We start from the raw sequence: 24,765 nt of genomic DNA on the forward strand, positions 1-24,765 counted from the left end.
CCGTGATATTTTATTCTTCGTAAGCTACGACAGCATCAAATACAGATTTCACACAAAGAATAGGAACTTTGTGTGTAAGCGCTAAGGGAATACTGTCGCTAGGGCGAGCATCAACATCTGTGATATAGAGAAAATCTCCTTGTTTTTGCTCTAAAAACATGCGTGTGTAAAATACATTATCTTTGTAATCACTTATGACAACACGCGCTACATGAATATCAAAACCTGAGAAAACAAAATTTAGGAGATCATGAGTTAGTGGTCGTGATAAAGAAAAGTGTGAGGGATCAGAATTCTGAAATGCTTGTCCCATCGATACATGTCCGTATATCGCAAATTTCTTCTCATCGGTACCCAAGATAATTCCTGCGTAATGACAAAAGCTAACTAACTTGTAAAAGTTAAGTAAAACCAAAGGGGTATCTTGGAGCAATTCTTTCTCTATACTCATACTTTACCAGTAATCTTCTTACCAATCTGACCGTTGGTATAACCAAACCATACCTCTACATTTGCTATAACAAACCCCACTTCAATAATACCATGAATTTGTAATAGCTTCAGAAGATCTTCCTCGGGATGAGGATATACATTCGGGGTATGAATATCGTAAATATAATTCCCGTTATTAGTAATAAAAAGTCCTCCGCGAGGATTCTTTCTTAAATTCCCCTGATATCCAAGATTTGCCAACGCAGCAACAATAGAAGACCTTCCAAAAGGACTAATCTCGACAGGCACACCAAATTTTCCTAAGACCTCAACACTTTTACTCTCATCAGCAAGTATTAAACATCGCCGACTCGATTGTAGTAGAATCTTTTCTCGAAACATAGCTCCACCTCCACCTTTGATCATACGCAGTTGGGGATCTATCTCATCAGCACCATCAACAGCAAGATCTGTTTCAGTGAATTCTTCATCATCAATCAAAGGAATACCTAAACTACTTGCTAGAGAGTAGGATTCTTTTGAAGACGCTACAGCACGAATATCTAGGTTTTCCCGTTTTTGCTTTGCAGAAACAGCCTTAATGAACTCTCTAGAGGTTGAACCACTCCCCAATCCCAAAAGCATTCCGGAGGTTACTAAAGCAGCAGCTTCACGAGCTAAATGTCTTTTTACTTCTAAATAGGGATCTTCTTTCACAACACCTCTATTTGTTTCATTCTCCATAGCTTTTATATCGAGAACTCTCGACATGTCAGATAAAAAATAAAAGCCGAAGTCATACTAATATAATCATATTTGCAAGGTCAAATGAGGATATTGGTAAACCGCATATAGGTTAAAAAGTAGCTTTGATTATCTTGAATATTATATCAAAAATATAACTGCTTTATACCCACTCTTCCCAGGTTTTATAAGCAAGGCTAGGTTGAAATTCAACATCATCGATATCTGTAGATATATCTAAAATACGATTCCAAATCTGTTTTTTTGAAAATTTATTTAAGTACTGACCTTTACGATCGCTAAGATCTTTTAGCAAAGCTTTTGCTTCTGTATTTAACGTACAAATCCCTAGTCCTGAATATAGCCAAATCAGAAACTCTTCTCTATCTGCTCTAGATAAAGAAGGTTGTGTGGCCAAGGCTGTATCTATTATGGCTTTTACATTAACATCTTCTTTCCAGATAGTATACATGGATTGATCCATAGCTGCAGATAATGTTCGATAGTCTTGCATGCTTATTGAAGAAAATACCGGTAAATATTGAGGGTGAAAAATTCCTGAAAATGCCATCTGTCCAGTGATTAAACTATTTAAGATATCACTGTTATAATCTTGAAGCACCTTAGAAGAAAAAGTTTCCAGCCAATAACATGGGCAATTTTCTTCAATAATAGAATCTAAATCCAATTCACCATTACGCATTAGGGTTTTCAAATTTTCTCGAGATTCTTGAGATAAACTATTAAAGGCTGCGATTAATTCTTGAGAATCTGTAAAGGGATCTATATCTGCTCCCGAAGCTAAAACCCCTAATCTATAAAGCTGAGCAAATGATAAATTGTATTTATCTAACACACAAACTGTAGCTGTAGAACCATCTTGCTTATTTATATGAGATACGAAAGCTCGAGGATATTTAGCAAAAATTCTCTCACGTAATTTATTAGGGATGTTCTTATTTTCGACAATACGGTTTCTTCTATGCGCATGAATACGCTGTAGCCCAATTAATGCAGTAATACAGCCAAAAGCTGCTGCAGCAATTAAAGGCAGCCCTAAGCTAATTGTTAAGCCCAATACAGGAATAGCAACAGAAAGAGCTATTATCCCAATGGCAAATAGTGTGACTAATGTTATTAAAGCGTAGGAAATTTTAGATTTAGCAAATGTATTAGAAACAGAGGGCGTGGTAGCTCTATTTCCTACCTGAGAGCCCATAGGTCTTTGATTATCTAGTCTCATTTTCAATGCTAACACAATATCTTTAGGTATAAATTATGTATTAATCACTTAGGAGATAAAATAGTAATTGATAATAGAATAATTTTTTTGAGCCTAGATATAAAAACTGATTCTTAAATACTTAAGAAAATCAATACTAGAACATCAAGTCAGAGTCACCATTCCTATTTAATAATGGTTGCTGATTAGCGATATCTTACTCCCGTATTTGGATCCATGAGATAGTAATGAAGATGAAACGAAGAAAGTTTCGGTTTTTGTAGATTATGTTTACTGTGTTTGTTAAAAAATTCCAAGACCCCCTTATGAAAACCGTAAAGACGATGCGAGTCGTGGCGATAGAAGTGCATCCATTCTTTCAATGTAAGTAAAGTAATATGAGGGTCAAAATCTTTTATATTCTCCTCATTGATGTATTGAGAAACAACGAGTAATAGCTCCATAAGAATACCTCCAACACGAGATGTATCGAAAGTGTGAAGGAAGCTGAGTTGGCAACATTCTATATCTTTAAACAGCTGTAATTGCTCCCATGTAATCCCATGTTTACATAATGCCAGCAACCAAGGAGCTCGAGACCCATTGAGATCCTCTAATAACCATGATTCTCTTCTTTCAAATCCTTTTACATTTTCATTTTCTAAATACATTCTAAATCGTGTATATAACGCTTCAACAAGACTACGTACATCTCGCCAAGTATTGTCTCGTGCATGTTGGCATAGTATGTTGTATTCTTCTTCAGAAGTAAGACGTGCTAATAACCAAACAAAAGGATGAAATGCTGTTTGGTTTATATCTGATAAACCTACTCGATTCACCCAATACACAGTAGGTTCCATATGTTCAGCCTCAGGAAATTCTATAGGACCAAGGTGAATAAACTTATTTATCAAGTATAAAGGACAATTCTTTAAGAGGATCTTCTCTAGATTAGGAAGCATTACACCCTCACAGGCCTTTTGCAAACGCTCAAAACCAAATGATTCTACTCTATTCTTACAGTCTTCAGAGGGGAAATGAAAATTTCCTGAGGATAATCCGGATACAACAGCACGAAACTCTCTAAAGGTAAGAGCTTTCGTAAACACGAGATCGTAAATAATTTGGGGATAAGTTTCTTTTATCAAAGAACGAAACCCAGAAGGAAGAGGATGTTTTAACTCACGCATTGCGTAGCGTAATGCCAAAGCACTTACTATTCCCACAATAACTAAAGATAAAGCTACACCCGTTACAAGTAGGGGATGAGCAAATCCATAGATAACTACCGACAGCAAGCTTACAGCACAGATAAGACAAAATATGCCCGTTATAGTTATAGCATGCTTACACAATGTATCCAATACGCCGCGTGTTTTCTTTCCTAGATTCATTAAGGGTAAACAAGAAGGAGATTGTATATGAGGGAATATGTTGTTTAAAGTCATAACCCACCTAGTTATTTCTAAAGTTTTAGCAATAAAAAAAAATCCGAAGATTTTTAATCACATCCAAAATTAAAAACAACAAGCAAAATCAATCTATCTCGGGATCTTTTATTTCTTAGAACAATCTAAAAAAATTATTAGCTGCAATCAGAGAAATAACAAAAAAATAAATTCAAGACACCTCTTTAGAAAGTATATTACTCGAGTATCCTCATTCCTGTTGTGCTATCTATTGAATAAATAGGAATATGTGGAGGCTCTTTTCTCATTAAAGATTCTCCTCTACGTCCATTTAAGAAGGTAATCGTCCTATCATAGAAACGCCAGTCGCGATTCTCTTTATTTTTCTCATAATCATCAATCCATTCCTCCCAGGTAAGTAGCATAATAGAAGCGTCAAATTCATCATGATCTTCCTGAATATGTGGATATATAGAAAGGATAAGCCTTATTAAATTTGCACCTCCGTTGGCATCATTAAACATGGAAAGGAAGATCATATCCCTACATTCTACCTGTTTAATCAACTGTAGTTGATCCCAAGAAACGCCATGCTTACAGAAGTACAACAACCATTCTAGAGAGAATTGACTAAAACAACGGGATAGCCAAGCTCTATCAATATGAAAATGTTCCACAGGCTCATTTGGTGTACGACCTATAAGTCGGGTTCGCACTTCTTCAACCATAGGAGATGCTTCATCCCAAGTATTATTTCGAGCATGACTTAATAGAGTTTCATATTCAGATTTAGAAACCACTTTAGAAAAAATCCAGATATAGTGATGAAAAGCTGTATCTAAACGGTGTGTTAATCCTGTACGAGATAACCAATAAACTTCAGAATTCATATTTTCAGCTTCTGGAAACTCTCTAGGACCGATCTGAATAAACGTTTTTATAAAATAAAAAGGACAATGTTTTAAAAGTAGGTTTTCTAAATGTGGTAATTGAATTCCCTCACAAGCCTTCTGTAAACGCTCAAGACCAAATCTCCCTATCTTCTCCTGGCACTCTAACGAAGGAAAGGTAAATGTTTTGGAAGATAAACCTGTGAGAATAATACGGAGCTCTTGAAGAGTAAGCTTCTCCTGAACAGTTAAATCGTAAATTGCTTTAGGGAACTCTTGCTTAATTACCGATAGGAATCCCGAGGGAATAGGCAGTTTCTCTCGACATGGAAGGTATAAACGATATAACGATGCAAGCATTACTCCCGAAAGAACTAGAGAAATTATTAAACCTAAAACAATGGAAAAATGGGTCAATCCCATAATAATAAAAGCTGTAAATGTGGCAAGGAAAGCAAGGCTACCTATAGCTACAGCACATTTACGCAACTTTTCGGTTACACAAGGCTTTGTGTCCCCGTCTTTTCTTATCAATATCAAGGAAGCATTAGATCCTGGGAGAGGGGAAGTCTGTATAGGATTCATAATCCACGCCCTACTTAATCCAATAAATTCGAAAAATTATATCAATTTACACGGGTAAAAACAATTAATAAATCCAACTCTTTCTAATCTGTGAATCGAGATAACGGAAGAACATTTAAAAAGAATTTAACTCGTGATTTTCAGCCATCTCTTAAATTTACGATCTCCAGTAATGGAATCATAAGAATAACAGGGAATTTTAAAGACAAGTTGTTTCGTTAAATGGTTTTTACTATGGCTATTTAGAAAGTCTACTATTCTATCATAGCTAGCGTGTTTTTTATCCTCTCTCCACTCATTCCAGGTTAGCAAAGTTATATATGGATCAAATCCTTTTCTATTTTCATTAATATAAGGAGCAACTGTAGCCGCTAATTTCATTAGGTTCATGCCCCCACCTAGCCTATTAATCTTATTTAGGAACTTCACATCATCATAACATATTTCTTTGAACAGCTTTAGTTGCCCCCAGCTAACACCATGTTTACATACATATAATAGCCAGGGCAACTTAATACATGTAAATAACCTCTCTGTTTCCACCCATGACTTATCTAGAAAAATATTCCTCATATGCATACGGATTTTATTGATTACCGTTTCCTCCAAGTCTTTAACTGCAAACCAAGTTCCTTTTTTTGCGTGTAGAAGTAGAGTTTCATATTCATCTTGGGAGATTACCTGAGCAAGAATCCAAATATAAGGATGACATATGGTATCTAGCCTATCTGACAAACCTGTATGAGAGAACCAGTACATAGCAGGAGGTATATTTTCTGATTCAGGGAAATTCTTAGGACCTAGTTGGATAAATTTATTCATAAAATAAAACGGACAGTGCTTTAAAAGCAGATTCTCCAAATCAGGAAGCTCGATCCCCTCACAGGCCTTTTGCAAACGCTCAAGACCAAACCTCTTTACCTTCTCATCGCGTGCTGTCGATGGAAAAGTAAAATATCCCGAATGCAACCCCGATAAAACAACCCGCAACTCTTGAATCGTTATCCCTTTTTCAATAACCAAATCATAAAGTACTTTAGGAAAATGCTTTCTAATTACATAACGAAAACCTTCTGGTATAGGCAACCTTGAATCTCGTGTTGCACAACGATGCAAAATCAATGCTGAAAGCATTCCAGAGAGAATAAAAGATACCGTTAAACATACAATGATTGCGGGCTGAGTCACCCCGAAAGCAATTAATGTCATGAAAACGGTAGAAAGAAATAAACAACAAATACTGCTAATAAGTAGAGAGTTCTTATATAAGATATCTAAGAAAAGACATATTCTACCATCTTGCTTAACCACTGATGGAATGGGGGGAACACCTATCACAGTCATAGTATCGATCAGAACTGTTGTTTAGCTGCTAAAAAATGTAAATACAATAAGACACGTCTGTCATCTATCCACACACCTCTATTATCCTTAAGCAACGAAAGGGATAAAGGAATAAGGTGCACGAATCTTATTCTATTTCTTGATCTTTCCCACTATCGGAAGGATCATAATCAAGGGTTCTTTTACCCGTACGGCTATCTATAGAATAGCTAGGGGTCTCAGGAACTTGGTTGTATTTTAAAACACGCTTACTTTGTTTATTTACAAACTTCGTGGTCCCGTCAAAGAAACGCCATCGACGATTGTTTTTATTATTCTCATATTCGTTGATCCATTCCTCCCAGGTAATTAGAGCAATAAACGGATCGAATTCCTTATTCTCATCAATATAAGAAGCAATGCTGTAAATCAACCTCGTAGTCACCATACTTCTGGATGATACATCGAACATGGATATAAAATTAATATGCCTACACTCAATCTCTCTGAACAACTGTAACTGCTCCCAACAAACTCCATGCTTACATAAATATAGTAACCATGTGAAACCTAAACCACCAACACATAACTTCAGAGATTCTCTTTGCGTATCGAAGTGCTCTACATCCGCCGTGACTATAAGTGCTTCGATTCGATTACGTAGTTCGCCTCTAACAAAAGTTTCTCGAACTTGATCCCAAGTAGAATTTTTCGCATGTATCAATAACATTTCGTATTCTTCTTGAGTCACTACATTAGCTAATAACCAGACATTAGGATCAAAGACCGTGTTGCAAGTAGAGGAAAATCCGGTTCTAGACACCCAATAAAGTACAGGATCCATATTTTCCGCTTCAGGGAATTCCTTAGGACCTAATTGAATGAATTTATTAACGAAATAAAATGGGCAATTCTTTAAAAGAATCTTCTCTAAATCAGGCAATTCGATCCCCTCACAACCCTTTTGCAAACGCTCAAGACCAAATCTCTCTACCTTCTCCTGACATGCTATCGATGGGAAAGTAAATGTCCCAGAAGATAAACCTAAAATAACAGCACGCAGTTCTTGAAGAGTTAGTCTCTCCTGAACTACCAGATCATAGACAGCTGCTGGAAACTCTTTTTTAATTACTGAACGAAAGCCTGAGGGAAGTGAATGGCGCATATCACCGCGTACTATACGATGAATTGCCAAGGCTAACATTACTCCAGCAACAATGATTGATACTAATAAACAAGCAAGAATTATAGGCTGTGTAAATCCACAGGCAACTATAGCCACCATAGCAATAGCAACCGCGGAACAAAAAATACTAGTTATAATTAAAGTATACTTATGTAGCCTACTCCTTACACAAGGTTGGTTATTGTGTTTAATTATTGAAGATCCATTTAAGCCAGAATGTGAAGATATACTTGATGGGTTCATGGCCCTCTAAATTATTAAAAATAAACAAACTAAAAGACGATTATAGCATTTTTAAAATTAAATATCGAGGGAGAGCCGTTTCCTTCGAATTCTCTCTCCAGTAGACTTATTCATGTCATATCTAAAAACCACAGGAAGTCCCTCATTGTCTAATTCTATAAAGATTTTTTTACCACGCTTGTTTAAAAGATCTATAGTACCATTAAAAGGCTTCCAATCGTCTTTATCTCGATTCTTTTCATATTCTTTAATCCATTCCTCTGATGTCAGCAGAGCAATTCCCGGATCAAAATCCTGAGAATCTTCCTTTAAGCGGGAAGAAGTGACAAATAACAATCGCTGGAGATTCAGACCCCTGAATGAATAATCAAAAGCATTCAATAAATTGATACTTTGACTACTTACCTCATTAAATAACTGTAATTGATTCCAACAGACTCCGTGCTTACATAAGCGTAATAGCCACGGAGAACCGACCATGAGACTAGTTCTTTTCACACCAAGTCCGCTAACATCGTATTCCTTCAAACTATTCTTGACGCGGGATTTTATTTCTTTGGTTAAATTACTGACTTCATTCCAAGTATTATTTTGTGCATGACATAGTAGTGTTTCATACTCTTCCTTAGAAATAACTCTTGCAAGAATCCAAATAAAAGGATGTAACGCTATGTCAGGACTATCCGCCAAACCAGTTGGCGACACCCAATACATTTCAGGGTCCATATTTTCCGCTTCAGGGAATTCCTTAGGACCTAATTGAATGAACTTATTAACAAAATAAAATGGACAATTCTTTAAAAGAATCTTCTCTAAATCAGGCAATTCGATCCCCTCACAACCCTTTTGCAAACGCTCAAGACCAAATCTCTCTACCTTCTCCTGACATGCTATCGATGGGAAAGTAAATGTCCCAGAAGATAAACCTAAAATAANTTTTAATTACTGAACGAAAGCCTGAGGGAAGTGAATGGCGCATATCACCGCGTACTATACGATGAATTGCCAAGGCTAACATTACTCCAGCAACAATGATTGATACTAATAAACAAGCAAGAATTATAGGCTGTGTAAATCCACAAGCTAGCGTAATTGCAAATACCGTGGAAAGGGCTAAACAAAAAACACCTCCTATTAACGCTATATTCTTATATAACTTATTCTTAAAAGAGGCCTGCGCTATCGGCAAAGAAGCGCTGGCATCTGAATGGGGGGGGGCTAGATTCATGATACGATAACTAAATTATAGGGGTAGAAGGCATTATGGATTAAAAAACTTCTTTCCTTTTTCAGAATCTTCTTCCAAAACTCTACTACCAGTATGAGTATTTATATAATATACCGGAGTTATAAAAGATGGTGGATCCTTTAATGTCTTACGGCTGTTCTTACTTAAAAACTTTAAAGTCCTACCGAAAAAGAAATTAGCTCCTTTTATTTGTTCATATTCTCTAATCCATTCTTCCCAAGTAATTAGAGTAATAAACGGATCGAATCCTTCCTTATTCTCATCGATATAGGGAGCAATAACAAGCATTAACCTCATGATATTCAAATTTCTAGCTGCCAAGTCAAATAGAGTAAATAAATTTACGTGTTTGCACTCTATTTCCTTGAACAGTTCCAACTGTTTCCAACAGACTCCGTGTTTACATAATCTTAACAACCACTTTAATATCAGACCTCCCAACAACATATCCCTGTCAATATGAAAACCTTCAACATTTGCAGTTTCTATAAATTTTCTAAGTCGAGGATTTAATTCTTGAGCAATAAAAACCTCGCTAACTTGGTCCCAGGTATTATTTTTTGCATGCATCAATAGCATTTCATACTCTTCCTGAGTGACCACATGAGCTAATACCCATACATCAGGATCAAAAGCGGTATTATACGTAGAATCTAGCCCCGTACGACACACCCAATAAATCTCAGGATCCATATTTTCCGCTTCAGGAAATTCTTTAGGACCTAATTGAATAAATTTATTCACAAAATAAAATGGACAATTCTTCAAAAGAATCTTCTCTAAATCGGGTAATTGAATTCCTTCACAAGCTTTTTGCAAACGCTCAAAACCAAATCTCTCTAGCTTCTTTTGACATTTGCTCGAAGGAAAAGTAAATGTTCCAGAAGATAAACCTGAAAGAACAACACGCAGCTCTTGTAGAGTCAATCTCTCCTGAATAATCAAGTTGTAAAGCGCTTCTGGGTATTCTTTTTTTATTACATTAAGAAAACCTGAGGGAAGTACTGGTCGCATGTCACGGATATGACGGGTCATTAAAACCAACATCACTCCAGCAACAATAAGAGACACTAATAAACAGGCAAGAATTATAGGCTGTATAAATCCACAGGCAACTATAGCTACCATAGCAATAGCAACAGCTGAACAAAAAATACTGGTTGTAACTAAAGCGTACTTACGCAACTTATCTGTTAAGCACGATTGGCTATTTTGTTTAATTATTGGGAATTCATTGGAACCAGAATGTGAAGGTGTACTTATTAAATTCATTAACTCACTCAACTTATTGACAATAATAACATATAAAAAAACCTACAAATCAGATGTCATCAACCCTTACAAGCAACCTATTTCCTGTAAGTTTATCTATGTCATACTGAAAAGCTAAAAGAGTAGCTTCATCATTGTACTTTTGTACGGGATTTATACTCCGTTTATTTAAAAGTGTGATTATCGCATCATAGAAGCTCCAGGGAGGTTTATCCTGATTATGTTTATAATCTTCCCACAACTCATCAAAAGTGAGTAAAGTAATGAATGGATCGAAATTTTTCGGATCATTCTCATCAATATGGGGGAATAGGGCGATTCCCAGCTTCATTAAAACTTTCCCCCTCATAGACATGTCCAAATGATGTATAAGGCACAAGTTTTCACACTCTATATCTTTAGGCATTTTTACATAACTTCTCTGCAAGACAATGAAAAGAAGTTCTTTCTTGCATTAATTTAGACCCTAAGGGGGGGGGGTTGTCTCCTGCATAAATACCTCACTAAAAAATTCCTCTAAGAGAGAAGGAAGAACTCTCATTTTAACAAAAAACTTGAAATACACTAACCATTTAACATATTAAAGTTCAATAGATTAAGAAATAGTAAAGATTTAATTGATTCCCCTCCCTCTCTTTGTTCTATTTATTGTATAATAAGGAAAACCTTCTTCACGCTCGATTTTATTCAAAAAATCTATAGCACCAGTTAGGATGCCCACTATTTTCCTGACAATCTCGCTCCATTCCTCCCAGGTAAGAGCCATGAAGGAGTCAATCTCTTCATTATCTTCGTGAATATAATTCGATGTAGAGTTGATTATTCGTCCAAGATCTCTACCTTCATCTGATCTTTCTGAATCATAAAGAAATCTAACCGATTTCATGTAGATTTTCTTACAAAGTTTCAGTTGTTCCCAAGTTACACCGTGCTAACATAGATATAGTAGCCCGGGTGTAGCTATTTTACCTCACAAGGGATCTTCTCTTATATGTTCAACACGATCCCAGGTAGCGTTTTTAGCATGCAGTAACAATTGTTCATATTCATTTTGAGAATAGATTGCGCAAACATCCATACGTAGAGAGATGGAATACGGTATCCAAACTATCTGACAAACTTAAACGGCTTAGCGAATAAATTGGCGGATCTAACTCCTCTAACTCAGGAAATTCCCTAGGACCTAATTGGATTAAATAAAAAGGACAATGTATAGGTAAAAGATCTTCTAAATCTAGAAGATCAACTTCCCCACAAGCTATTTGTAAACACTCAAAGCCGAACTTCTCCGGATGGGTCGAAAATAAAATTTCCCGAAATCAACCATAATGAAACATCCCATAATTCATGTAGCTATAATCTTTGTTGAAGAATCAACTTATAAATCACGCTAAGAAAAGCTTGACGAATGACAGAAAGGGAACCTTTAGGAATAGAAGGTTCCCTTCTCAAATATGATGCTATTCCTATAGAAACTAAGAAAATACCAAAGCATAAACTAAAAAGTAGACAAGGACGTAATGCCAAATGAATTATCTCATAAATAATAGGAATAGCCAGTGATAGAAAGAATAATTAAACACAACCTACTGACTAATGGGCAGCCTTATTCAACTTATCTATTAGGTAACGAAGTCAGGTGTTTTCTCCAACTATTGGGAAGACCACATCAGCAATAGAACTGGCCACACTACATTCCCAATCACACAAAAAATCTTATTCTCAGCAATTCCATACTATTTTGAAAATCAAGCTAGAGCCTTTGTTCCTTTATCCCTATCTATTCCAAAAATAAGACTCATGGAATATTCTCATATAATCCTGTATCATTGACATAATAAAATAGCTAAGGCCCTAATATTAAGGAGAGTGTTTTAGATACCCAAAAGAAAATGTATTGCGACAAATTTTTGCATTATGTCCTCAATCAGAAAGTGAATCTAAATATTAGCAATTCAAAAAAAATATAAAATGATCTACTTATTCTTTAAGTATTTATAGACCCTAGATTCTTTACAAACTGACAATTATAACAATCAAGAACTGATACTAAATGAATGTAAAATTAGTTAGCTTAGAGTCCGTCTTTCTCCTGTAGAGAAATCATAAGTATAATATGGCAACCCACTTAACTCTTCGCAATCAAATGAAGTCTCCTTAAGAGAATCTAATTCATTTCGTTTAGCATTTAATAACCTTATGGTTGATTCGTGTGTTCTCCACCTTTCGCCTCTTTTAGTACTCTCAGAATAATCCCTCATCCATTCTTCCCATGTAAATAATGCAATATTTGAATCGAAGTTTTCTTGATTCTCATTGATATATGCGAAAACAGAGACCATATTTCTTGCTAAATGTCCCCCTCGACCTTGCTGTTCAATTTCACAAAGGAAATTCACAGAACGGCTATCTATTTTTCTAAATAACTGTAACTGTTCCCAACTCAATCCGTGTTTAGATAGGTAGAAAAGCCAAGAAGAAGTTCTTAAATCCCACCGAACACTACTCTTCGTGCAAGAAAAGCTTGGATTATATTCACTATCTAAATAGATCATCAAACGATTCTGCAAATCAGAAATTAAATCCTGAGTTTGATTCCATGTATTATTTTTAGCATGATCGAATAACGTCACATATTCTTCTCGAGTTGCTACTCGAGATAAAATCCAAACGGATGGAATGAAAATCGTATCCATTTGACTCACAAACCCTAAACGACTTGTCCAATAAACAGCAGGAGATATTCTCTCTGCTGCAGGCAATTCTCTATTCCCTAATGCAATCAACTTATTGAGAAAATAAAAAGGGCACTCCTTTAGTAAAATTTCATCTAAGAGCTGCAGCTCAATATTATGACAATTAAGTTCTATAATAGATAAACCGAAACTTTGTAATTTTATCCTGAGACTTTCAGGATAATTTTCAAGCCTTCTATTCTCAATCAAGCCTTCTATAAGAAGGCGTAGCTCTTGAACTGTTAAGCTCTCGTCAATACATATCTGATAGATAATTCTAGGATAATTTTTTTCTACTATTTCAAGAAATCCTTGTGGAATAAGCTTTCTTTCATCTACACAGTTTGCAACGTCAACAGCAGCCTCCGTATTGATTGCTAATTGACTATCGTATAACGAACTTAAGTCCATATCTATTTCTAAACTATCTTCCTCTCTAGTAGAGACATCACTAGCAACCAAGGGAGATAAATTAAATGCGGTATTTAAAATAGAAGTCGATTCTTCATCGAAACATTCCTCACGAATAACATTAGAATTTAACATAGATGCGGTAGCATTCTCGGAATATGATTCTGGTGTTTCAGCTAAAACAAAATCGTTATCGGAAGGTTCCACACCATCAATTGTAGAATCTAATGTATCTCTAGAACCAACCTCTACAGAATCCTCAAAAAAAATACTCTCTTCTTCAAAAGATGCCTCATGAACAACATCAGAATCCAATGCAACAATAGAAACAACTTCGGAAAGCAATTCTGAAACAGGATCTATTTCTTCCTGAGAAGATGCTTCAGCAGCAAATTGAGAATCTAATGTAGAGCTAGGACTAACCTCTGTAAAATCCTCAAAAAAAGAACCCTCTTCAGTAGAAGGAGAAATAGAACTACTTATACCAGGATCAATAACAGGCGTTATAATAACATGAGGGCGTCTAGAATAATACAAAGTAGAGATTAATACAGATCCACAAAGCACTAAAGAGATTACTAAACCTAATATTATTATTGGCTCAGAGATTCCACTAAAAACAACAGAAGCCAAGACAAGAGATATGATCGCAAAAAAACGCTAGATATAACTACAGCATGCTTATACAAGCGCTGTGAAATACAAGAATATGAACAATCATCAACTAGAGATGATTTAACACAGAAAAAAAATGTATTGTGACAACTCATTGATCCACGACTATCAAGAATAGTTTTCTTATCCAATGACAGGGGTGCAACAAGTTAAATTAAAAAGCCCTGATATATTAGGGTAAGCAGTCTATTTATAATTAACTAATTAGTGAATCTATATTTTTATCTGTGAAATTATTTTGCAAAACAAAAACAAACTAAGAGATTAATAAACAATATATTAGAGAATTACTTATGAGAGATGTCTGGGTAGAAAAAAAATAAGTTTATCTATGAAAGTTTGAAGAATCTGATCCATCACATAAGAAAAAAATAATCGTAATATCTCTATATCTTGGTAAAGATTGTCAAGAATGTGCATTTATGAATTAATAATGACTTCTTATAACTATTATCTTCTCATGAACGTTACCGATCTTCTTATCTATTTAAACGATCTATTCTCTTCGGAATCATTTCCGGATTATGGCCCTAATGGACTACAAATAGGAAATCTTGACACGAATGTTGAGAAGATAGCTGTTGGGGTAACTGCAGACCTAGCAACCATAGAAGCAGCTGTCAAACTAGGCGCTAATATATTGATTGTTCATCATGGACTGTTTTGGAAAGGAATGCCCTATCCTATTACAGGAATGCTTTATAAGCGTGTACAACTCCTGATCAAGCATAACATACAGTTATTATCTTATCATCTACCCCTAGATGCGCATCCAATCCTTGGAAATAATTGGAAAGTAGCTCGCGATTTACAATGGACAAACTTAAAGCCATTTGGCAGCTCTCTTCCCTATCTAGGAGTTCAAGGATCCTTCACCCCAATATCTATAGATAATTTTGTAGAAAATCTATCTAATTACTACCAGTCTCCAATAAAAGCTCAAGCACTTGGTGGTCCGCAAACCATTTCCTCAGCAGCATTAATTTCCGGCGGAGCTTACAAAGAGCTATCTCAAGCTATTCTTTGTAAAATTGATTGTTTCATCACGGGAAATTTTGATGAACCTGCATGGTCAATGGCCATAGAAAATCATGTGCATTTTCTAGCCTTTGGTCATACGGCAACAGAAAAAGTAGGACCAAAAGCTCTCGCACATTATCTTCAAACAAACCTACAAGTTTCCTCAACATTTATTGATACTGACAATCAGTTTTAATATACAAAAAATGTGTGTGATCGTTCTTGGCTTTTTCTTAGAACTTACTTTATAGTAAGTTCTTTTTTACTATTTCAAAAATCCATAGATCATCATGACCATAGATACAGAAAAACAACAAATAGTTCGTCCAAGAAACGAAATCCCTACCGAAGACTGCTGGAATGTAAGTCCTCTATACCCAAATAGAGCGGACTGGAAAGCAGATTTGGATTCTTTTGGGCTGAAAACGGACGGCTCACTTACCTGGCCAGAACTACAAGCAACGCAATATCAAATTGAGAATTCAGAATCTCTCCTTTCTCTATTAACTAAACTTTTCTCGGTTGAAAGAAAGCTTGACAAACTCTACGTTTATGCTCATCTAGTTCATGATCAAGACATAACAAACCAGGAGGGAATCGCAGATCTAAAATCGATCACACATCTATATACTCTCTTTTCTGAAGAAATCTCTTGGATACAACCTGCTTTAATTAGTTTATCAGAGACTATAATAGCTCAACATTTATCGGTTCCCTGCTTAGCACCTTATAGATTCTATTTAGAGAAAATCTTTAGACTATCTATGCATACAGGCACCCCTGGAGAAGAAAAAATCTTAGCTTCCGCATTTGCTCCTTTTGAAGTGGCTAGCAAGGCATTTTCTTCTTTAAGTGATTCTGAAATTCCTTTTGGTCAAGCTACCGATTCAGAAGGCAATTCTCATCCCCTTTCCCATGCATTAGCATCATTATATATGCAGTCTATGGATAGAGAATTAAGGAAAACAGCTTATCTAGCACAATGCGAAAGATATTATAATTATCGACATACCTTTGCTAATCTCCTTAATGGAAAAGTTCAAGCACATTTATTCTATGCAAAAAACAAAAAATACAGTTCCTGTCTAGAATCAGCATTATATCATAATAATATTCCGACAACGGTTTATACTAATCTCATCGAAATCGTGAAGAAAAATTCTTCACTGATTACAAAATACTACTCTCTAAAACAAAAAGCTCTAAATCTAAAAGATTTCCATTTTTATGATGTATATGCTCCTCTAAGTCAATCCGAAGAAAAAAAATATTCTTATGAAGATGCCGTTGATCTTATCTATAACAGCCTCTCACCACTTGGAACTGAATATGTTGATACTTTAAAACAGGGACTAACTACAGAAGGTTGGGTAGACAAATACGAGAACCTTAACAAACGCTCTGGAGCTTATTCTTCGGGATGTTATGATAGCTACCCCTATATTCTATTAAACTACACGGGAACATTATATGATGTATCTGTAATTGCTCATGAAGGTGGTCACAGCATGCATTCCTATTTCAGTCGGAAGAATCAATCTTTCCATGAAGCACAATACCCTATTTTCCTTGCAGAGATTGCCTCAACGCTAAATGAAATGCTTCTTATGGACTCAATGCTTAAAAAGAGCGATTCTAAAGAAGAGAAAATCACTATTCTTACAAGATGTCTGGATACAATCTTCTCTACACTATTTCGTCAGGTGTTATTTGCATCTTTCGAATATGAAGTGCATTCTGCTGCAGAACAAGGTCTTCCTTTAACCGAAGAGTACCTATCTTCAACTTATAAGAATTTACAAAATGATTTTTATGGAGAAATCGTAACATTCGACACTCTTTCTAACATAGAATGGGCAAGAATTCCTCATTTCTATTACAATTTCTACGTGTACCAATACGCAACAGGTATCATTGCTTCTCTATGCTTTGCAGAAAAAATTCTTAACAAAGAGGACAACGCTCTCAACTCGTATCTGAACTTCTTAAAAAGTGGAGGCTCTGACTTCCCATTAGAAATCTTGAAGAAGTCTGGATTGGATATGATAACAAGTGAGCCAATACATAAGGCCTTTTCCTTTATAGAGAGAAAAATCCAGGAGTTATCATCTTTAATTTGAAATAACTAAAAAAAATAGCACTTGATATTATTAAGTGCTAAAATCATTGCCAAAAACGAGAGACTCTGATATCGTTTTCGAGAAACGGCAAAGTCTCTTAGAACATAAAACACAAGGAGCTTATAACATGTCAGATCAAGCAACGACCCTTAGGATTAAGCCCCTGGGCGATAGAATTTTAGTGAAAAGAGAAGAAGAAGATTCTACAGCGCGCGGCGGCATCATTTTACCTGATACGGCAAAGAAAAAACAAGATCGAGCAGAAGTACTCGCTCTAGGCACAGGAAAACGAGATAAAGATGGTAATACCCTACCTTTCGAGGTTTCAGTAGGTGATACTGTTTTAATAGATAAATACGCGGGACAAGACCTTACCATCGATGGTGAGGAGTACGTCATTGTTCAGGAAAGCGAAGTTATGGCAGTTCTCAAGTAAGATAAATCATTATTTATAGATTGCAAAAAGTTAAGGAGCACAAAAACAATGGCAGCAAAAAATATTAAATATAACGAAGACGCCAGAAAGAAAATCCATAAAGGGGTTAAAACTCTTGCAGAAGCTGTAAAGGTAACCTTAGGTCCTAAAGGACGTCATGTGGTCATCGATAAAAGCTTTGGTTCTCCTCAAGTTACAAAAGACGGTGTAACTGTCGCCAAAGAAATTGAGCTCGAAGATAAACACGAGAATATGGGAGCTCAAATGGTCAAAGAAGTTGCCAGCAAAACTGCAGATAAAGCTGGTGACGGAACTACAACAGCTACTGTTCTCGCTGAAGCTATCTACAGCGAAGGATTGAGAAACGTAACTGCGGGCGCCAATCCTATGGATCTCAAAAGAGGAATCGATAAGGCTGTGAAAGTCGTTGTCGATGAAATCAAAAAAATTAGTAAACCCGTACAACATCACAAAGAAATAGCTCAAGTAGCAACTATTTCTGCAAATAACGATTCTGAAATCGGTAATCTTATCGCCGAAGCCATGGAAAAAGTTGGCAAAAATGGCTCTATTACTGTTGAAGAAGCTAAAGGTTTCGAAACTGTTCTCGACGTTGTCGAAGGTATGAATTTCAACCGTGGATATTTATCTAGCTACTTTTCTACAAATCCTGAAACACAAGAATGTGTTTTGGAAGAAGCTCTTGTGCTTATTTATGACAAAAAAATTTCCGGAATTAAGGATTTCCTACCAGTTTTACAACAAGTAGCAGAATCTGGACGTCCCCTACTTATCATCGCCGAAGATATCGAAGGTGAAGCTTTAGCCACTTTAGTAGTGAACAGGCTACGTGCTGGATTTAGAGTTTGTGCAGTAAAAGCTCCTGGATTTGGCGATAGAAGAAAAGCAATGTTAGAAGACATCGCTATTTTAACTGGTGGTCAGCTCATTAGCGAAGAGCTTGGCATGAAGCTTGAGAATACAACTCTAGCTATGTTAGGAAAAGCTAAAAAAGTAATCGTTTCCAAAGAAGATACGACAATTGTTGAAGGACTTGGAAGTAAAGAAGATATTGAATCTCGATGCGAAAATATCAAAAAACAAATCGAAGACAGCACTTCTGATTACGATAAAGAAAAACTCCAAGAACGGTTAGCTAAACTTTCCGGAGGCGTAGCTGTAATCCGTGTAGGCGCTGCTACAGAAATCGAAATGAAAGAGAAAAAAGACAGAGTAGATGATGCTCAGCATGCAACTCTTGCTGCAGTTGAAGAAGGTATTCTACCTGGTGGTGGTACAGCTTTAGTTCGCTGCATTCCCACTTTAGAAGCTTTCATTCCTATTCTTACAAATGAAGATGAGCAAATCGGAGCACGTATTGTTCTCAAAGCACTATCCGCTCCATTAAAGCAAATTGCAGCAAATGCTGGTAAAGAAGGCGCTATCATCTGTCAACAGGTGCTTTCTCGTTCCTCTAGCGAAGGCTATGATGCTTTACGCGATGCTTACACCGACATGATTGAGGCAGGAATTCTCGATCCAACTAAAGTAACACGTTGTGCTTTAGAAAGTGCAGCTTCTGTAGCTGGACTTCTATTAACAACAGAAGCTTTAATTGCCGATATTCCTGAAGATAAATCCTCTTCTGCTCCCGCAATGCCAGGCGCAGGAATGGATTATTAATCCTTAATTTAGAAGTATTCTTTCTAATGTTACAAGGTCTCCTTTCATCCATATTGAGAAGAAGGGGGGCCTTTTTTTATTTTCTAATATTTCTTTATTCATCTATGTTAGGAACTAAGATAAATAATATTCTCATCATGCATGTTTAAACTTTTAAAGAATTTATTTTTATTAGCATTTTGCATTATCGCTTATTTTTGGATTCGCAAAGAAAGCATTGTTGAGCATTGGTTATCTGCGAAGTTACACACTCAAGTAACTGTAGGAAGAGTATCTCCTAGAACTTCAGGAATGAAAATTCGTTATCTGTGTATTCACAATCCCATGCCCTCGGAGCGCTTTCCTTATGCCATGGAAATTGAATATGTGAACTTACGTTTTTCTCTTATTTCTATGTTTCTATCTAAGAAAATAGAGATCTCTGATCTTCTTGTTCATGGAGCAAACTTCACTATACTTCCCTATGACAATCAATCGTCAAAAACGAACTGGTCATTATTATGGAAAAATTTCACTCCACAAAACCAAGAAACTGTCAGACTTTCTTCATCTCAATCTTTTTCATCAAGATTGGATGACGTCCCTGTATTAATTAAACGTTGTCTATTTGTAAACACTCGCATTCATGGAATAAAATCGAATAATAAAGAAATCCCCTATCTTGCTGTCCCATCCTTAGAGTATCATAGCAATATAAGCAAACAAAGTTCCCTACCTAATCTTGCTACAGCACTTACGTCTATTCTCTACCTAGCAGTAGAGGAAAGTTTATATCATGTAAATATCCCTGGAGATATTGTTAAGGCGCTATCTAAACAATCCCATACATATTTCAGCTCTGCATACCCTATTTTGATAGAAAATGAAGAACCAGAAACCACGGTCGCTCCAAAAAAGTCCACAGATGAAATCGTAGGATTTGTTAGAGAGCTCTTTTTTCATTAAAAAGAGCAATGAATAAAATTCTTAGCCTTGTTCTACTTAGCTTTTCATCTCACGTTAATGATAGCTCTGACTCAAGAACATATTTATACAGAAAACCTATTGACTTTTTTGCTATTTCACTTAGAATTGTCTTCTTTGGATATTCCGGAGTAGCTCAGCGGTAGAGCAGTGGACTGTTAATCCATTGGTCGTTGGTTCGAACCCATCCTCCGGAGTTCTCTTTTTATTAGGTTCGTATGGCGTAGAGGGAAATATAATCTATGACCAAGCCTGTCTCGCAACAAACAATCATACAAAATCAGACCCAAACTAGTTTTCCTCTTTGTTATAACCGATCCATTTCTTCCTCTGCTCTAGGGATCCTTATCAGTGTGTCTGCTATTTTAGCTACAGCATCTGTGATTACCTGTTTAAGCTTAGCTTGTTCATCAGAAATACTTATTGTCATAACTGCATTCATCACAGGGATTCTTATTATTCTCTGTTTTTTACAAATTGTTTTTCATGTTCATGATCAGAAGCAAAAGGCAATAAAGTATCCATCTCACCTACAACCCATACCGATAATATCCAGAACAGTTCCGGCTCTTCCTCAACTTCCTGAAGCTATTTTTAGAGAGCTAGAACAAAAGATATCTTCAGGATCTGAACAAGCAACAATAGAGAATCTCATACACGTCAATCAAGAGGATTTCTTCCCTGATAAGGATGCTTGGATAAAGATTTTTCTAAGAGATCCGCAATTTTTATTGCAAAGCATCCTAGCTTCATGGAAAACCTGTCAAACAGATGGTGAGGAGGTCACTCTTTCTAGAAATCACATAGGATTTAATATCACCCTTACAACTCGTAATTTCGCAGAACTTGAAACAGAATCTGTTATCAATGAACAACCAAAGCGCTGTTACATACATCAGGTTCTTCAAAAGAATTTATCCCGAAATATAGAAAGCCAGGTCATAAGAACGACATTGGGGAATCTAAATTACGTAATTCCTATTCTTCGAGACTCTTTAACACCTAATGAAAATACGGTTATAGAAAGTAAAGAAGATATCGATGAGACCCTTTATAAAATCTTCAAAAGTTTCTTCACGAAGTATTATGTAGCATTAAATGCTAGCGTTTCTAAAGAAAAAATTATTAACCTACAACTACTCAGATCAGGATGTCCCGATATTAGAGTACGTCAAATGGAAATTTTCGCGCTATTTTGTGCTATTGAACAAATGCGCTTCACACGGACACCCGAACTACCAAATCTTCGGAGAAATACAGTTGAGTCGCAACAATTACCGGTATCCATACCAGTACTACAGCCAACATCTAATCTTAAACATGAATCCCCACGTGCCACACCTATAACAACTGCTTACGAGTCCCCTTATAATAAGCTAAGAACATTCGTGCCCAAAAACACAGAATCTCCTAGAACATCCGTATCAATAAATCGCAATCACAACACAAATCCTGAGGTGATTCTACAACAATCTCCCTACGGCCAACTACGAGCAAGAGCGTCTACAGAGACAATCTCCACACCTCAATTTGATGAAATTCAAACTTTCTTAGTTCAGGAGGGACCTCAACAAGACATTTCCACAGATGTAAGCCAAACCTCCGTCTATATTTTATCTCCAGAAGATTATTGGAAGATATTCGTAGAGAAAGATACGACATCATTCCCAAGAGAATGTTCTCCATACGGACTTCTTTCTCATCCTCAAGGAAATCATGGAGATTCAATGCGGAATTTAAATCAGGCACGTTTTATGGAAACAGAAAACCTAGTGATTGCTAACTTAACTGAAGTTGAAATTCAAAATCTCAGCTATCTCTCTAGACGAGAAAATCCAGAACGATCTCGAGATAACGCTCATTAAATCATATCATTACAGACGTTGTTGTATGAAGTAAACGTGATAAAAGGGATACACGATACTGATTCAAAGCTGTAGCGTTTGTTAAAATCTCGCGAGCCTTAACGACGTTATCCTCTAACATCTGACAATACTCAGGAAGATACTCTATATGCAATCCAGAAAGAATGACTAAACCTTTGTCTAAGCGTCGAGAAATAATTGCAGCAGGTTGTTCAGGAAGATCCGCATAACGAGCTTCTACACAAATCCCCGCATAGGTATCTGCGTATTCAAAATACGGACCACCATTAAATAAAGCCCAACTACTCGTATTCAAATTAGAAAAAAATAGTGGTGCAGCACGTACACCTATTGGACTTGTATAAGAGAATAACGAACCGTACGCGGGACCTACAGCACGACCAGGAAAGAAACCTAATCCTCGATCGGCAACATAAAGAGAACCATCGGGCTCATTAAAACTTAAGCTTTTACACGCAAAATAAGCTCCAGCACAAATGCCTAGATAATTCCCACCCTCACGAATATAATTATCTATTCTTGCGGTACCTAAACCTTGCAAAACTTTATGATAAGGACGATCAGCACCTCCGGGGATAATCAGTAGACGTGCTGTAAATTCCCATAAAGGATCGTAAAGAAGAAAATTCCCATCTACGCGACAGATTTCTAGGTTCTCCTCAGAGGGAAGACTATTTTTTAACCAGCGGATCAGATGACGCAAATAATAAGGAGAGACGCCTTCGTCAGAGTAAACAAGTACTTTGGTTCTCATAGAAAATAAACCGAGGATTAATACTTGGATTAGAATCACCCAAGTATTATAAAGTGTTCAATCCATTAAAAATGTTGTTTATGGTAAAATATCTCTTTTATTGCCTATAAAACCATTTAATTCTTTCAAAGGCAGATATGTTTGTTAATGATTCTCAAACAAAACAATCCCGTAGCGTTCCTGTAGGACTATTTCATAGTCTATTAGCTTGTCTCTACTGGGGAATAGTCTTCGTGATTCCTAATTTGTTAGAATCTTTTCAAGAACTTGATATTGTCTTAACCCGTTATACCATTTTCGGGATTTTTTCTCTGTTCCCTATCCTATGGAAAAGACAAAATATCTTTAAAAACATCTCTTTGCATGTTTGGGGTCAAAGCTTCCTCTGGGCCTTTCTTGTAAATATGGTCTACTATTTTGGCATTGCTTTGGCAATTCGTTACGTGGGGGCCGCTATAACTATCATTATCGCCGGATTAGCTCCCATAGCTGTTCTATTTCATTCAAATGTAAAGAAAAAAGAGCTTTCCTACACCCTACTCTCTGCAATTAGCTGCGTGATTTTCTTAGGGGTCGTGCTAACAAATCTCTCCGAATTTCATTCAACAACAGCAGTAAACCCTCTACAGTATTTTATAGGGCTTTCTTGTGTAATCATATCTACGGGTATTTGGGTTGCTTATATTATCTGTAACTACGATTTTTTGTTAAAAAATCCTAATATTTCTCCAGATTTATGGTGTGGGATGCTGGGGGTAGCTTCGTTGGCGATTTGTCTCCCCCTGATTATTATTTTTGATTGTCTAGGTATCACACACATTGCTCATAATTTTATAGCACATACCCCAACATCAGAACGACTGCTCTTTATTCTTCTCTGCTCAGCTATGGGGATATTCTCCTCATCGCGAGCTATCACGTCATGGAATAAGGCTAGCTTACATTTATCTCCTGCTCTTTTAGGAGCCATGTTAATCTTTGAGCCTATTTTTGGGTTGATTTTATCCTATCTTTATGAAAAGACCCTGCCCACCTTACAAGAAGGTGTTGGGATTTTCTTGATGTTGGGAGGCAGTCTTATTTGTTTGATTCTTTTCGGAAGAAAGGCAAATCAAAAGGAACCAGAGGAATCCAAGATTCTTCCTTCTGCAGATTAGCACACAAAATTTCTCGTGATACATTTATAAAACTTGTTTTTAAGAATCCAAGAGCGATTTTTACTTCAGGATGAAAGTATATCTTTAAAAATACTCATCGAATAAAAAATTTATCTTCAGCTACACTCGCCTTACTATCTTAATCAATGAAACTTGATAAAGATCAAATCAAAATCTCGCGTTTGAAAATATAGAGCGCAATGTATAACGCGAATATCTTGGTGAGAAAAAGAAACTACGTAAGTGTTCTTATGGACACATTGGAAATACTAGTGTATAGGTGTCTTTTGTTGTTACATTTAAGCGCTAGGGAATTTTTCAGTCTCCAATAGATAAAAAGTATTGGAGAAGGGTAATTCGCGTGCCT

21 protein-coding genes, 1 tRNA gene and 1 pseudogene are annotated in these 24,765 nt (G+C 36.3%); 8 read left to right on the top strand and 15 right to left on the bottom strand.

Annotated elements, in window-relative coordinates; translation table 11 throughout:
- Positions 1-10: 10 nt before the first annotated feature.
- The 14 genes and pseudogenes from H9Q19_RS00325 to H9Q19_RS00390 form a co-directional block, all read right to left on the bottom strand.
- On the bottom strand, positions 11-451 hold the full coding sequence (locus H9Q19_RS00325) for a bifunctional nuclease family protein (protein WP_213241126.1): 441 nt from the start codon (positions 449-451) through the stop codon (positions 11-13).
- The gene (rpiA, locus tag H9Q19_RS00330; RefSeq protein WP_213242003.1) at positions 448-1,149 is read right to left on the bottom strand and encodes a ribose 5-phosphate isomerase A; all 702 of its coding nucleotides are present in this window, start codon (positions 1,147-1,149) and stop codon (positions 448-450) included. Before rpiA ends, H9Q19_RS00325 begins: the two co-directional genes overlap by 4 nt.
- Before the next feature lie 190 nt (positions 1,150-1,339).
- Positions 1,340-2,419: a DUF1389 domain-containing protein gene (locus H9Q19_RS00335; protein ID WP_213241128.1), complete on the bottom strand. Its 1,080-nt coding sequence runs from the start codon at positions 2,417-2,419 to the stop codon at positions 1,340-1,342.
- Between the two features lie 185 nt (positions 2,420-2,604).
- Complete coding sequence (locus H9Q19_RS00340; RefSeq protein ID WP_213241130.1) at positions 2,605-3,849, bottom strand: DUF1389 domain-containing protein; 1,245 nt, start codon at positions 3,847-3,849, stop codon at positions 2,605-2,607.
- 197 nt (positions 3,850-4,046) lie between these two features.
- On the bottom strand, positions 4,047-5,285 hold the full coding sequence (locus H9Q19_RS00345) for a DUF1389 domain-containing protein (RefSeq protein WP_213241132.1): 1,239 nt from the start codon (positions 5,283-5,285) through the stop codon (positions 4,047-4,049).
- 126 nt (positions 5,286-5,411) lie between these two features.
- The gene (locus tag H9Q19_RS00350) at positions 5,412-6,629 is read right to left on the bottom strand and encodes a DUF1389 domain-containing protein (RefSeq protein ID WP_213241134.1); all 1,218 of its coding nucleotides are present in this window, start codon (positions 6,627-6,629) and stop codon (positions 5,412-5,414) included.
- A gap of 127 nt (positions 6,630-6,756) precedes the next feature.
- On the bottom strand, positions 6,757-8,037 hold the full coding sequence (locus tag H9Q19_RS00355) for a DUF1389 domain-containing protein (RefSeq protein WP_213241136.1): 1,281 nt from the start codon (positions 8,035-8,037) through the stop codon (positions 6,757-6,759).
- A gap of 57 nt (positions 8,038-8,094) precedes the next feature.
- A complete protein-coding gene (locus tag H9Q19_RS00360; protein ID WP_213242005.1) occupies positions 8,095-8,970 on the bottom strand; it encodes a DUF1389 domain-containing protein in 876 nt (291 codons plus the stop codon).
- Positions 8,971-9,298: 328 nt separating this feature from the next.
- Positions 9,299-10,558 carry a DUF1389 domain-containing protein gene (locus H9Q19_RS00365; RefSeq protein WP_213241139.1) on the bottom strand — a complete coding sequence of 420 codons (1,260 nt, stop codon included), beginning with the start codon at positions 10,556-10,558 and terminating at the stop codon, positions 9,299-9,301.
- A gap of 49 nt (positions 10,559-10,607) precedes the next feature.
- Positions 10,608-10,889, bottom strand: a complete 282-nt coding sequence (locus tag H9Q19_RS00370; protein WP_213241141.1) for a hypothetical protein — start codon at positions 10,887-10,889, stop codon at positions 10,608-10,610.
- A 282-nt stretch (positions 10,890-11,171) separates the two neighbouring features.
- Positions 11,172-11,477, bottom strand: a pseudogene (locus H9Q19_RS00375) (DUF1389 domain-containing protein); the annotation flags it as partial.
- 127 nt (positions 11,478-11,604) lie between these two features.
- Positions 11,605-11,868, bottom strand: a complete 264-nt coding sequence (locus tag H9Q19_RS05400) for a DUF1389 domain-containing protein (RefSeq protein WP_213242009.1) — start codon at positions 11,866-11,868, stop codon at positions 11,605-11,607.
- Between the two features lie 43 nt (positions 11,869-11,911).
- The gene (locus tag H9Q19_RS00385; RefSeq protein ID WP_213241143.1) at positions 11,912-12,085 is read right to left on the bottom strand and encodes a hypothetical protein; all 174 of its coding nucleotides are present in this window, start codon (positions 12,083-12,085) and stop codon (positions 11,912-11,914) included.
- A 542-nt stretch (positions 12,086-12,627) separates the two neighbouring features.
- Positions 12,628-14,271, bottom strand: coding sequence for a DUF1389 domain-containing protein (locus tag H9Q19_RS00390; protein ID WP_213241145.1), 1,644 nt, complete (start codon positions 14,269-14,271; stop codon positions 12,628-12,630).
- Between the two features lie 568 nt (positions 14,272-14,839).
- On the opposite strand from H9Q19_RS00390, the gene H9Q19_RS00395 reads away from it, so the two are divergent.
- The 7 genes from H9Q19_RS00395 to H9Q19_RS00425 all read left to right on the top strand — a co-directional run bounded on the left by H9Q19_RS00395 (position 14,840) and on the right by H9Q19_RS00425 (position 22,466).
- Complete coding sequence (locus H9Q19_RS00395) at positions 14,840-15,595, top strand: Nif3-like dinuclear metal center hexameric protein (RefSeq protein WP_213242011.1); 756 nt, start codon at positions 14,840-14,842, stop codon at positions 15,593-15,595.
- A gap of 94 nt (positions 15,596-15,689) precedes the next feature.
- Positions 15,690-17,519, top strand: coding sequence for an oligoendopeptidase F (pepF, locus tag H9Q19_RS00400; RefSeq protein ID WP_213241147.1), 1,830 nt, complete (start codon positions 15,690-15,692; stop codon positions 17,517-17,519).
- A gap of 127 nt (positions 17,520-17,646) precedes the next feature.
- Complete coding sequence (locus H9Q19_RS00405; protein ID WP_213241149.1) at positions 17,647-17,955, top strand: co-chaperone GroES; 309 nt, start codon at positions 17,647-17,649, stop codon at positions 17,953-17,955.
- Between the two features lie 48 nt (positions 17,956-18,003).
- Positions 18,004-19,638, top strand: coding sequence for a chaperonin GroEL (groL, locus tag H9Q19_RS00410; RefSeq protein ID WP_213241151.1), 1,635 nt, complete (start codon positions 18,004-18,006; stop codon positions 19,636-19,638).
- Between the two features lie 141 nt (positions 19,639-19,779).
- Positions 19,780-20,583 carry an AsmA family protein gene (locus tag H9Q19_RS00415; protein WP_213241153.1) on the top strand — a complete coding sequence of 268 codons (804 nt, stop codon included), beginning with the start codon at positions 19,780-19,782 and terminating at the stop codon, positions 20,581-20,583.
- Positions 20,584-20,726: 143 nt separating this feature from the next.
- A tRNA-Asn gene (locus H9Q19_RS00420) sits at positions 20,727-20,798 on the top strand.
- Positions 20,799-20,843: 45 nt separating this feature from the next.
- Positions 20,844-22,466, top strand: a complete 1,623-nt coding sequence (locus H9Q19_RS00425) for a hypothetical protein (protein ID WP_213241155.1) — start codon at positions 20,844-20,846, stop codon at positions 22,464-22,466.
- Between the two features lies 1 nt (position 22,467).
- Here the strand turns inward: H9Q19_RS00425 and H9Q19_RS00430 are convergent, their stop codons facing one another.
- On the bottom strand, positions 22,468-23,241 hold the full coding sequence (locus tag H9Q19_RS00430) for a BPL-N domain-containing protein (protein ID WP_213241157.1): 774 nt from the start codon (positions 23,239-23,241) through the stop codon (positions 22,468-22,470).
- Positions 23,242-23,378: 137 nt separating this feature from the next.
- On the opposite strand from H9Q19_RS00430, the gene H9Q19_RS00435 reads away from it, so the two are divergent.
- The gene (locus tag H9Q19_RS00435; protein WP_213241159.1) at positions 23,379-24,398 is read left to right on the top strand and encodes a DMT family transporter; all 1,020 of its coding nucleotides are present in this window, start codon (positions 23,379-23,381) and stop codon (positions 24,396-24,398) included.
- The last annotated feature ends 367 nt before the right edge of the window (positions 24,399-24,765 follow it).

Origin of the sequence: Chlamydia crocodili (assembly GCF_018343815.1) — a bacterium.
GTDB classification, from domain to species: Bacteria; Chlamydiota; Chlamydiia; order Chlamydiales; family Chlamydiaceae; genus Chlamydia; species Chlamydia crocodili.